12 protein-coding genes are annotated in these 11939 nt (G+C 58.3%); 8 read left to right on the top strand and 4 right to left on the bottom strand.

What is annotated here, in order from left to right; translation table 11 throughout:
• The first annotated feature begins 229 nt into the window (after positions 1–229).
• Positions 230–1312, top strand: a complete 1083-nt coding sequence (locus KHO23_RS31425; RefSeq protein WP_211616468.1) for a porin — start codon at positions 230–232, stop codon at positions 1310–1312.
• A gap of 92 nt (positions 1313–1404) precedes the next feature.
• On the opposite strand, the gene KHO23_RS31430 is transcribed toward KHO23_RS31425, so the two are convergent.
• The 3 genes from KHO23_RS31430 to KHO23_RS31440 all read right to left on the bottom strand — a co-directional run bounded on the left by KHO23_RS31430 (position 1405) and on the right by KHO23_RS31440 (position 3715).
• The gene (locus KHO23_RS31430) at positions 1405–1728 is read right to left on the bottom strand and encodes a DUF4148 domain-containing protein (protein WP_211616470.1); all 324 of its coding nucleotides are present in this window, start codon (positions 1726–1728) and stop codon (positions 1405–1407) included.
• Positions 1729–1763: 35 nt separating this feature from the next.
• The gene (locus tag KHO23_RS31435) at positions 1764–2444 is read right to left on the bottom strand and encodes a TetR/AcrR family transcriptional regulator (protein ID WP_211616472.1); all 681 of its coding nucleotides are present in this window, start codon (positions 2442–2444) and stop codon (positions 1764–1766) included.
• Between the two features lie 263 nt (positions 2445–2707).
• Complete coding sequence (locus tag KHO23_RS31440; protein WP_211616474.1) at positions 2708–3715, bottom strand: zinc-binding alcohol dehydrogenase family protein; 1008 nt, start codon at positions 3713–3715, stop codon at positions 2708–2710.
• Between the two features lie 309 nt (positions 3716–4024).
• Here KHO23_RS31440 and KHO23_RS31445 point away from each other — a divergent pair, with 309 nt between their 5' ends.
• The 6 genes from KHO23_RS31445 (at position 4025) to KHO23_RS31470 (ending at position 10027) form a co-directional block, all read left to right on the top strand.
• Positions 4025–4813 (top strand): enoyl-CoA hydratase/isomerase family protein, encoded by a 789-nt coding sequence (locus KHO23_RS31445; protein WP_211616476.1) that lies wholly within the window; start codon positions 4025–4027, stop codon positions 4811–4813.
• A gap of 34 nt (positions 4814–4847) precedes the next feature.
• The gene (locus tag KHO23_RS31450) at positions 4848–6509 is read left to right on the top strand and encodes an AMP-binding protein (protein WP_211616478.1); all 1662 of its coding nucleotides are present in this window, start codon (positions 4848–4850) and stop codon (positions 6507–6509) included.
• 68 nt (positions 6510–6577) lie between these two features.
• Positions 6578–6943, top strand: a complete 366-nt coding sequence (locus tag KHO23_RS31455; RefSeq protein ID WP_211616480.1) for a VOC family protein — start codon at positions 6578–6580, stop codon at positions 6941–6943.
• A 37-nt stretch (positions 6944–6980) separates the two neighbouring features.
• On the top strand, positions 6981–8003 hold the full coding sequence (locus KHO23_RS31460) for an LLM class flavin-dependent oxidoreductase (protein ID WP_211616482.1): 1023 nt from the start codon (positions 6981–6983) through the stop codon (positions 8001–8003).
• A complete protein-coding gene (locus KHO23_RS31465) occupies positions 8000–9109 on the top strand; it encodes a flavin reductase (protein ID WP_211616484.1) in 1110 nt (369 codons plus the stop codon). Before KHO23_RS31460 ends, KHO23_RS31465 begins: the two co-directional genes overlap by 4 nt.
• A 51-nt stretch (positions 9110–9160) precedes the next feature.
• The gene (locus KHO23_RS31470) at positions 9161–10027 is read left to right on the top strand and encodes an alpha/beta fold hydrolase (protein WP_211616486.1); all 867 of its coding nucleotides are present in this window, start codon (positions 9161–9163) and stop codon (positions 10025–10027) included.
• A gap of 116 nt (positions 10028–10143) precedes the next feature.
• Here KHO23_RS31470 and KHO23_RS31475 read toward each other — a convergent pair whose 3' ends face one another.
• Positions 10144–10920 carry an IclR family transcriptional regulator gene (locus KHO23_RS31475; protein ID WP_211616488.1) on the bottom strand — a complete coding sequence of 259 codons (777 nt, stop codon included), beginning with the start codon at positions 10918–10920 and terminating at the stop codon, positions 10144–10146.
• 284 nt (positions 10921–11204) lie between these two features.
• Here KHO23_RS31475 and KHO23_RS31480 point away from each other — a divergent pair, with 284 nt between their 5' ends.
• Positions 11205–11855 carry a porin gene (locus KHO23_RS31480; protein WP_211616490.1) on the top strand — a complete coding sequence of 217 codons (651 nt, stop codon included), beginning with the start codon at positions 11205–11207 and terminating at the stop codon, positions 11853–11855.
• The last annotated feature ends 84 nt before the right edge of the window (positions 11856–11939 follow it).

The raw sequence follows: 11939 nt of genomic DNA on the forward strand, positions 1-11939 counted from the left end.
CGTTTTCCTCAACGAGCCGTTCCAGTGCGCGATGGCGTTGGCCATCGCCGGGACCTTTAACTGCCCGGTTTTGTGCCAAACCGGATCAGCGTCGGCCGAACATAAAGCTCCAAAGCAGCAAGTACTCGGTCGAATAACGACTGCGTCACACTTTGATGAAAGTTGTCGTCCTGCGATTCGACAATCTATCGACATTCATCAATTCAACTGAAATTAGGATGCCTTAGTGATGACTGAAAATCGCCGTAACCTTTTGACTGTCCCGGCCTGCGTTCTGCTCGGCAGCTTCGGATTGTCCGCCCACGCTCAAAGCAGCGTGACCTTATATGGCATTGTCGACGCAGGCGTACTTTATACGAGCAGAACGCTCAATCCCACCACCGGACAAGGCGCCGGTCACCAATTCTCTCTGCTCACCGGCGGCCTGACGCCATCGCTGTTCGGATTGAAAGGCTCCGAGGATCTCGGCGGCGGGATGACAGCGATCTTCGCGCTTGAAAGCGGCATCGACACGACCAACGGCGGCCTCAACGATTCGAACGGGAATTTTTTCGGTCGTCAGGCTTGGGTCGGCATCGCGGGTAACTTCGGCACCGTCAAGGCGGGCGTTCAATTATCACCGTTCGTCCTCTCGCTCATCTCGACAGACCCGCGCGGCGCGTCATACTTCGGAAGCGGTGTACCGCTTTACACCGACAATGTCTTCGTCACGGGTGCCTTCAACTCGAATGCGATTTCGTATGCGAGTCCCACGATTGCCGGTTTCCAGGGTAACGCGTTACTCGCGCTCGGCGGCGTCGCCGGCAATTTCCAGGCGGGGCGCCAGTATTCGGCCAGCCTGAACTACACGTACGGCCAGTTGCTGGTTTCGGCTGCGATGTATAGCGGCAACGCGGGCGGCACGGCCGCAACGACACCCGTGCCGAGCACCGTTCCATTCTCCGGACGCACGATTGGCGCCAGTTACCATTTCGACAATTTGACCGTCAAGGCCGTGTACGTCAACTACAAGGTCTCGGGTTCGTTCGACAGCCGCGTCTACGGCGGCGGATTAAGCTACCAGTTCACGCCCGCGACAAACGTTGACGCCGGTGTCTGGTACACGAGCGACGGTAACGACACGAACAACCATTCGATTTTGGCAGCCATTGGCCTGACATACAGCCTCTCGGCTAGAACGTTGCTCTACAGCCAGTTTGGAGTCGTCGACAACCATGGGAAGATGAACACCGGTGTATCAACCAATGGGGCGCTCTTCGGGCCGGCGGGAACGACCTTGGGTACCGCCATCGGTATTCGCCACTTGTTCTGAATTTTCGATCGATTGCGAATTAGTGGAGGGCATCCCGCATTTCGCATATCGAAATCAGTTCAGTTGCCGCAGCGCGCACCTGCCATTCGTCTTTACTGGCTTGCGCCACTGGCAGCGGCTTTTTTCTGTGCGTCCTGCAAGCTCTGCGGGTAGTTAGGATCGTTCATTCCGGGACGGTAGCCCTGTGCCTCGAGCTTCTTCAGTTCGGCCGCATTTTTCGCATGCGCCTCCTTGCGTTCCGCCTTGCGTTGAGCTTTGAGCTGCTTCTTCTGCGCAGCCTTGTCAGCGGGTTTGGCGCCTGAGGCGGCCTGATCGACAACGGCTGCGCTGGCAGCGGTTTGTGCAAGCGCCGGAACGACCTGACCCAGCAGTAACGCTACAGCAGCGAAAGTCATCTTGCTCGCGGATGAACGCATTGGCTACTCCGTGTTTATTGTTGAAATGAACTTGCCTACAGCATCACGTAGCTCTTGATTATGTGGTCGACCAGGCTCGGCAGACGCTGAGCGACTCGCCGGGAATCACTGCCTGATTTGAAGTTGCCTGTTGCATTCTCCCAAAGCATCATCAACGTATCCGCCAACGCTTCGGCATCCACTGCATTTGCGGCAATAGCCAGTCGTATCAATAGTGCTCGAAACTCCCGGCCAAGCCTGGTACGCGATAGCCTGAGAGGATGATCCTCGTCGGCGAACTGCCCCGCCGGCAATTGAGGTTGCCCGGGCTGATAATCATAGGAAGCCAGTTCGACGGCGACGTCGATAAAGAGTTCGAGCAAGTGTTGGACAGGCTCCTCGCCCGATCGATGTCCGGCTTCCCGCCATCGCGCACGCTCACGATCACAAAGCAAGTCAGCATATGCCTCTAGAAACGCCTTGCGCGACCCGAAAATTCGATAGATACGGCTTTTACTGAACCCCGTCTGATCGGCGAGCCGATCGAGATTCAACGACTCGATCGGCTCGCGATAAAAAAGCGCAACGGCGGCTTCAAGAATGATGTTCCGGAGATCGCCCGTTGCAGCTTGCGAATGCCTCCCGTTCTTTCGACGGATCACGGACCGCGCACCCCGCAACGAGTCCGGCTCACGTTCATCTTGCTGAGCAAGTTCATCCACCATTGCTTTCCACATCGTTCAGCCATCCTTTGTGTCAGCAGCCAAACCGGATTCAAAGACCGCAGTAGCGGTTCTTGTAACAAAGCATTTTTGCGAATCTCGCGTGGTCGGCCCGGGAAGCGCCGCCTCGTAAGTCGAGTCGGTCCGGGCATGCCTCATCGCATTACTATACGATTGGAAAATATAAAGTCAAGGCTCATTCACAGTCCGCGAAACCGTGCCGGTTAAGTCCGGCATCAAGAAGCGGCGCCGACCACGCTACACGGAGGCGACAGTCGTCATTGGAAGCCTTCCAGCACCGTCTTCCCGATAGCCCTTCCTGTTTCGATCCGTTCGTGGGCGCGGCGAAGATTTTCTGCCGTCAAGGGTCCCTCCACGTGCGTGAGTGTCGTTCGCAGCACGCCGGCATCAACCATAGTCGACACTTCTTTCAGCAGGCGGTGCTGGGCATCCATGTCCGCTGTCTGGAACAGCGACCGGGTAAACATCATCTCCCACGAAACAGTGATGCTCTTCGGCTTGAACGGCGCAATGCTGTCGTCGAAGTTGTCGATCAGCGTGATATGGCCTTGGGGGTTCAGCGCACGGGCGAGACTGGGGGCGCTGCCGGGCATCGAGGTGATCGCCCCGATATAGTCCACGCCACTGAAGCCGATTGCGTGCAGCGCTTCGTCGATAGGCTTGCTGTGGTCGGCGACGTGCTTCGCGCCGAGCTTGCGTACCCATTCGATACTTTCGGGCCGGGACGCAGTGGCGATGACGGTGAGGCCCGTGAGGCAGTTCGCCAGCTGGATCAACATGGAGCCGACGCCCCCTGCTCCGTTCAGAACGAGCAGCGTGCCGCAGGGTGTGCGCAAGCCGCGCGGCACCTTCATGCGGTCGAAGAGCATTTCCCATGCAGTTATCGATGTGAGCGGCAAGGCCGCCGCCTCGGCGAACGACAATGAGGTGGGCTTGGGCCCGACGATCCGCTCGTCGACGAGATGAAACTCCGCGTTTGTCCCGGGGCGGTCCATCGCCCCCGCATAGAAAACCTCGTCGCCCGGGCTGAAGAGAGTGACCTCGCTTCCAACCGCAACGACCACGCCTGCCGCGTCGTAGCCCAACACTCTGGGAAGCGGGCTCTCCGAAGGATCTTCCCAGCGGCGGCGCTTCACATCGACAGGATTCACCGACACTGCCCTCACCGCGATCCGCAAATCGCGCGGGCCAGGTTCCGGCATCGGAAGTTCAAAGTCGGTCAAAACCTCAACACCGCCCTTTGCTTTATAGCCAATCGCCTTCATTACATTCTCCCATGTCGCTTACGCCGAATTTTCCTGGCCAGCGCCACTTCGGACAGCGTCGAAGACTGCATGACCCGTTGGGAATGCTACCTCCACAACGATCGCGCGCACGTGTCCTGAATCGCAAAGCACCGTTGCGCGCGGTAGAACTGCATGCCGTCATCGGCGAATGGGTTGACACGCCACCGTCGGCATCCTAATATACAACAATGCTGCACGCGTTCACTATTGTTGAATGTATGCAGCACAGCGCCTGGCAGGAGACAAGAGATTTTCAGGATCGTCATCATTTATTAAGGATTCCTTTCAATGAAAAGCATCTATTTCGAACGTCGTCAGAACGTAGGCCATATCGTATTAGCCAATCCTCCCTCGAATCTCATCGCAGCTGATTTCGCCGACTGCCTTGAGAAAGCCGTCCGGGAAGCCAGCAAGGCTGACATCCGGTCGCTTCTGATCCGCGCACAGGGCTCCGATTTCAGCAAAGGCGGCGACGTCCTCGATTTCATCGACAAAGATTTCGACGATTGGCGGACGTTCATATCGCAGATTCACCATACCTATCGGTCGATCGAATCCCTCCAGATTCCGACGATTGCCGCCGTGCGTGGCGCGGCATTCGGTGGCGCATTCGAACTGGCTCTCGCTTGCGACTTCATGGTCGCAGCGGAGAACGCCACCTTCCGGTGCATTGAAGCGTCCGTTGGCTCGGCGCCGGTCGCGGGCGGTGTGCAGCGCCTGGCGGAAAGAGCGGGTCGTGCGTATGCAGCGCGCTACGCGATGCTGAGCGAACCCATGTCCGGCACGACCGCGGGTCAACTCGGCGTTGCCGCCTTCGTGGTCGGCGAGGATCAGGTCGAGAATGTCGCCGAAGATCTCGCCATCAAGCTTGCCAACGGCCCTACACGCTCGTATGGCGCCATTCGCGCCCTCCTCAAGGCATGGTCGGGCGGCGGTGTGCCCGGTGCCGACTCGCTGATCCTCGACCTCACCATGGGACTCCACACGACAGAAGACGCCCGGAAAGGGCGAACTGCACGTGCAGAAGCCTTCGCTCGTGGCGAAGAACCGGCTCCGGTCGTTTTCCTCGGCAAATAAGCCTTCAGACAAGCCACTTGCGCGGAAGATACCGATGAACACACTTTCATATCGGCGCGGAACACGTTTCCCAGAGCTGATCGACAAAACCATTGGCGATTCATTCGACGAGATCGCCAGCAAGCTCGGTGAGCACGTTGCGGTAGTCAGCCGGCATGAAGGGGTCCAGCTAAGCTACGGCGAACTTCGCGAAAAGTCGGACCGGCTTGCGGCCGCGCTGCTCGAGTCAGGGCTCAAGCCGGGCGACCGGATCGGAATCTGGTCCCACACGAACATCGCATGGCTGCTGCTGCAGTTGGCCACGGCGAAGGCCGGGTTGATACTCGTCAACATCAACCCGGCCTATCGGACCTCGGAACTGGAGCATGCGCTCAACCTCGTGGGGTGCAAGGCCATTGTGACGATGGTCCGATACCGCTCGAGCGAGTATCTGAACATGTTGCGGGAGCTCGGAAAAACCCGGCTGCCGAGCCTTGAGACGATCTGGTGGATAGACGAGGCGGACTGCCCGGATGAAGCCGGTGCGCAACGCTTCTCCGACCTGCTCCGCTCAGGCGTTGCAGACAGCGCATTGCTTCAGGATGCACGCCGTACCGTGCGCCCGGACGACGCCGTCAACATCCAGTTCACCAGCGGCACGACGGGGCTTCCCAAGGCCGCTACGCTGAGTCATCGCAACATCCTGAACAACGGCTTCTTCGTGGGCGAGTGCATGAAGCTCACCCAGGTGGATCGAGTATGCGTCCCGGTCCCGATGTACCACTGCTTCGGCATGGTCATGGGCAATCTGGCTTGCTTGACTCACGGTTCGACGATCGTCTACCCCGCCGAGCGCTTCGACGCCGAAGCCGTTCTGGAGACCGTACACGCGGAAAAATGCACGGCGCTGTATGGCGTGCCGACCATGTTCATCGCTGCGCTCAATCACCCGCGCTTTGCGCAGTTCGATATGAGCAGCCTGCGCACCGGCATCATGGCCGGTTCGCCTTGCCCTATTGAGATCATGAAGCGGGTTGTCGGCGAAATGCATCTGCCTGAAATCACGATCGCTTACGGCATGACGGAAACGAGTCCCGTGAGCTGCCAAAGCATGACGGATACCCCGGTCGAGAAGCGGGTATCCACGGTCGGACAGGTGCTACCCCACCTCGAAATAAAGATTGTCGACCCGCTGAGCGGCCAGACTGTGGAGCGCGGTCAGACCGGCGAACTCTGCACCCGCGGCTACTCGGTCATGCTGGGTTACTGGAACCAGCCTGAGCGCACGCGCGAGGCAATCGACGCCGAAGGCTGGATGCACTCGGGCGATCTCGCCACGATGGATTCGGACAGCTACGTCAACATCGTCGGGCGCATCAAGGATATGGTCATCCGCGGTGGTGAGAATCTTTACCCACGCGAAATCGAAGAGTTTCTGTACACCTGCCCGGGCGTTCTCGATGTGCAGGTGGTCGGCATACCGGATAAGCACTTCGGCGAAGAACTATGCGCATGGATCGTCGTCAGGCCGGAGACGGTTCTCGACGACGCTGCAGTCCGCGATTTTTGCAAGGGCCGGATAGCGCATTACAAGGTTCCCAAATACATCCGCTTTGTCGACTCGTTTCCGACCACCGTGACGGGAAAAATCCAGAAGTACGTGATTCGGCAAATCATGAGCGACGAACTTGGACTGAAAGAACAACACACAGCGTGACGCTGCCCGGCGACGAGTTCGCATCGGGTCACATCAATCTCGCTATAACAATTTACCGGAGTGCTGCGATGGCAGAAGTTGACATGCAAACCGTCTATTTAGTCGCGAAGGATATTGGCCGGCTAGAAGATTTCTACGTATCGGCGCTGGGGATGCCTGTCCAGTTTCGCGACGAGAGCAAGTGGACTCAATTCCGTCTGCAGCGCAGCGCATTTGCACTGAGTTCGGCGGAGGAAGCAGCGGAAGGCGCCGTCGGGGCCGTCCCCGTTTTCCAGGTCGCCGGAGAGGCCCAGGACGAGGTTCGGCAGAAAATCCTGTCTGCGGGCGGCCAGCAACTCGCGCAGCGCGACATGGGCACACACGGCGTCGTTACCACCTACAAGGATCCGGAAGAGAACATCTTTCAGGTATTCAGCAAATCTTCGACCTGTTAAGTCAGAAGATCCCCATTTCGCACTTACTGGAAAAGCCATGAAATTCGGTATATTCGACCAAAACGATCGCAATGGACTGCCTATTCATAAGCAGTACGAAGACAGAATGCACATTATCGAGCTTTACGACAAGCTCGGTTTCCATGCCTATCACATGTCGGAACACCACGCGACCACGCTGAGCGCCTGCCCATCGCAAAGCGTGTTTCTTGCCGCTGCTGCGCAGCGCACGAGGAGACTGCGTCTGTCGCCGCTCGTCTACATTCTCCCGATCCACCACCCGGTCCGTCTTGCTGAAGAAATCTGCATGCTCGACAATCTGAGCGGGGGCCGCCTGGAGTATGGCGTGGGTCGCGGCGCCTCGCCCCACGAAATCGAGGCACTCGGTATCGACCCGGCCACAGCGCAGGCCAGGTACGTCGAGGCGTATGAAATCATCAAGCGGTATTTGAGTTCGGATACGCTCGACTATAAAGGGACGTTCTGGCAATTCAACGACATGCCGATCGAACTCAAACCGCTGCAGACACCCCCTCCGACCTGGTACGCGCTGGCGTCGCCGGAGTCGACGGTATGGCCGGCCCAGGAGAAGATGAACATCGTGTGCGGCGGCCCGGTCCAGCGAGTCAGAGCCATCGCCGATCGATATCGCGAAGAATTCGCCAAACGGCATTCGTCGGCCCCTGAGCCGCTAATCGGCGTGAATCGCTACATCGTTGTAGCGGAAACGGACCAGGAGGCGATGAAAATTGCCTCGCGGGCATGGTCGATCTTCCATCCGAACTTTTTCAAGCTCTGGAAGAAGCACGGGACGGAACCAGTCAATCAAAAGCTTCCGCCGACGATCGAGCCGCTCGTGGAATCGGGCCTCGCTGTAGTGGGCCGGCCGGAAACCGTGCGTGAAAAGCTGCTGCAGCAGGCGCACGATGGTGCTTTCAACTACCTCATTGGAACGTTCATGTTCGGGGACATGTCCGTTTCCGAAGCGAAGACATCTATCGGCCTGTTTCACGAGTCCATCATGCCGGCGTTCAGCGAGTCGCAAAAGGTTCTGTCATGACCGGAAGTACTTCGATAGACGAGGAGCGTCCTGCTATCAGGACGTTCGAAAAGCGTCAGTTGAGAGACGTGCTCGGCTCTTTCGTTACCGGCGTCACCGTGGTCACCACGCTCGATGGCGAGGGGAAAATGCATGGCCTCACCGCCAATTCGTTTTCCTCGGTCTCGCTGGATCCGCCTCTCGTCCTATGGAGCCAGGCGACCTCTGCAGGAAGCCATACCGCGTTCAGGGATGCCGGGCGATTCACCATCAACATCCTGGCCGAGCACCAATACGATCTCGCCAATCACTTTGCGACGCGGTCGCCGGACAAATTCTCCGGCATCGACTATGACCTTGGGGTCGACGGGCTGCCGCTACTACGCGATTGCAGCGCATGGTTGGAGTGCAAGGTGGTCTCCCGCTATCCAGGCGGAGACCATGTGATCTATGTCGGGTCGGTGGAGTCCATTCGCCAGAGCACGCAACGGCCGCTGGTATTTGGTGGCGGCCAGTATCTGGTCGCCGACCCGCACGACCTGGGCCTCGCGCCTGTCGGAACGGAGGGCGCGATGAAATCGCAGCCGCATGCTGTCCGACTGGCCAGCCGCGCCATGTTGCGACTCGCGCGTACATTGGACAAGACACTTGCGCTGGTGGCGTGGGGAAATCACGGTCCCACCGTGATCGCGTGGCAAGCCGCAACAACACCTGTGGCCGCCGATCTGCCACTGGGACTCGTGCTGCCGGTGACGTCCTCCGCTTCGGGTTTGGCGCTGGCGGCGTTCCTTCCGCCCGAAGCAGTCGATCGATTTGTGACGGCGGAACTCCGCGACAACGCACGACAAGCGTCTGGCGAAGTCCTCCCCACGGCGGAATCGCTTGCACCCGTACTTGAGTCCGTCAGGGTCTCGTATGTCGCGACGAGACGCCCCGCCCCGTTTTATGACGACCGCATGCTCGCCAACGCTATCAGCGTGCCCATTCTTTCCCCAAGTGGAATGGCCGTGCTGGCACTGACGGCGATCGGGCCAGCCGAGCATTTCGATGCTGCGGCCGATGGACCTTGTGCAGAAGCCCTCAGAGCCGCCGCGCATGAGATCTCCGCTGCATTGAGAGAAGCGTGAATTGGCATTTGCCTAAGTTAAAGCGACTGATATATCGGCCAGACTTCAATCATGACTGACACAGATAGCCATCTACTTGAATCCTCGTTGCCCGCCCTCGAAGAGGCACGAGTGAATCTCCCCACGCTCGGCGAAAAACGGGTCATCACGTATCGCACGGCCGGTGACGAGCGCGCGCGCGCGATCGTGCTGCTGCATGGTATTGGTTCGAGTTCGGCGGGATACCGCGCGCAACTCGCCGCACTGAGCAGGAACCATCGAGTGATTGCCTGGGACGCTCCCGGCTATGGACAAAGCAGCCCTTTTGCGATCAGCACGCCGGCCGCCACGGATTACGCCGATGTACTCATGGCCTTGCTGTCTGCGCTCGGCATATCGCGTGCAACCGTCGTAGGCAGTTCATGGGGTAGCGTCATCGCCGCAACGTTTGCTGCACGGTACCCGTCGGCTACGCACGCTCTCATATTGAGCGCGCCCAACATTGCACGAGGACATCTATCCGGTGCGGAACGCGACGCGGCACGAGAAGTTCTGATGCGAAGCGCGGCAGCACAATCGCCCGAGGCACGCGCCGCCGTGGTCAATGCGCTGATCGCTCCGAGCGCCGGCCCCCTGGTTCGCGCGGTCGTATCCCGGCTGAGAGACGCAGTGACTCCTACTGGCTGGGAACATGCCGTAGGCATGCTCTTCTCTGCGTATACGCCATCCGTCGTTCCTTCGATTCAGGCACCGATCTCCGTCATTGTCGGAAACCTGGACCGCCTCGCTCCAATTGACGACCATGCCCGGCCGATTCACGAGGTTGCTCTCGGTTCGACACTTCACGTGCTCGATGGGATCGGCCACATGCCGAAGCTTGAAGCGCCGGGGGAGTTCAGTTCTATCGTGTTGGCGGCTGCCGCCGCCGGGACAGACTGACGGAAGGATAAATGCAATGAGGAGGCCGCGGCACAAGCCGTGGCCCTCGCGCTAGCGTGTCCGTTGCAATCGCCCGCCGGGACAGATGGCGCGCACTGGTATTGCGCGCCCGGCTTCTACCCGATTTTTCTGGGGACCCTGCCGCCCAGTGCAGCCGTAGCTCGAACCGCGCTATCGAGTAGCGCCTTGATCTCTTTACCTTCAATTTCCGTGTTCAGTGTTGCAGGCGATCCGATCAGACTGATGGCAAATCGGAGATCTCCGTCCCTGTCCCAGATAGGGGCCGCGACAGACACGTAACCCATATCCCCGCGATGAACCGTTGTGAAGCCACAGTTGCGCAATTCAGCAATCGCTTCTTCCCGCAAGGAAGCCGGACTCCATTTCTGATCCGCAGACAGTTCGCGGCTGATGAGATCGTCGGTGCGTGCGGGCTGAAGGCAGGCAATGAACAGCTTTCCCGCAGCCGTTGTGACGAGCGGAATCAGGCCTGTTCTCAGCTCGAGAATACTGCGCGTCTGCCCCTCCTGCTTGAAGAGACTAACCGGTCCATCTTCGGTCCATGCCGTGACAGCCGCGCCGCTCAGTGTTGCTTCCCGCAAGGCGATCACCTCCCGACGAACGATATCGAATCCGTCCAGTTGGTTGATCGCGCTCATACCCAAAGCGAGCGAGGCCGGCCCGAGCTTGTAGCACCCTGGTTTTTCGTCTGGCGACGCAAGCCCGGTCCGCACCAGACTGATCATGTAGTTGCTCGTCGCGCTTGGCGACAGTTCGGACAGCGCAGCAATCTCCTTCAGAGGGAGTGCTCGCTCACTCGTCTGCAACGCCGAAAGGATTCGGAACGCAATCTCGACAGACTGAATGCCGCGCCTCGCAATCACATTGGTCATTTCTCAACCGTATGGAAGTGATAAAAATCGCCGCCCCGGGTTTCCACGGACGGCCGTCATGTTGACACGCTTAGGGGGCGGCCCCTATAGTGTTCAACATAGATTATGTCATTCATTATTGTTGAATGCAACACCGGCAAGTTAGGGCGATCAGAGGCAGGCGCGCAGTCGGAACAAATACTTGACTCTTTAGCATCTCATTTCATCAGTAGTACAGATTTCATACGCTCCCCTTTATTCAAATAACTTCTTCAGATAAGTAACAACCGGTTCGGAGACAAGGCATGGCAATTTTTGGACGTACGATGCTCGGTGCGATCGCCGCACTTTCTGTGATCAGTGCAGCCAACGCGCAATCCAGCGTTACCTTATATGGAATTGCGGACACTGCAGTGCAGTACATCAGCAACGTCGGAGGACATGCGCTATTCCAGGAGGGAAACACGCACGCACCCGACATTTTCGGCTTGAAGGGAGTTGAGGACCTCGGCGGCGGGCTACGTACCATCTTCGACCTTCAGAACGAGTACCTGCTAAACAATGGCCGGGCACTTGTTCCAGGGACCTTATTCAACAGAAAGTCCTATGTTGGACTGCAATCGGACAGCTATGGCACGTTGACGCTCGGTCACCAGCCCAGCTTCATGTATGACATTCTGTCCAACTATCAAACGCCCTTCCTCCTCGGCAACATTCTCACGCTTCATCAAGGCAATCTGGATGAAATTGCCAACTTCTTCCAGTTCAACAATGCAGTGAAGTATGTGAGCCCGACCCTTGGCGGGTTCTCCTCGGGGGCGGAATTCGCATTTGGGAATGTGGCCGGCAATTTCAGCGAGAGCAGGAACTACTCTTTCTTTGTCCAGTACAAGGGAGGGCCGCTGAGTCTGGCAGCCACGTACGCGAACGGTAAGCGTCCGATCTTGACCGTCTAGATTCTGGTCGCATCGCACCCCATGCTTTCGTTGGGCACAAATGTCACTGTGTCCATAAAGGGAGATCATGGACAGAGTCACTGA

Source organism: Paraburkholderia haematera (assembly GCF_905220975.1).
Lineage (GTDB): Bacteria > Pseudomonadota > Gammaproteobacteria > Burkholderiales > Burkholderiaceae > Paraburkholderia > Paraburkholderia haematera.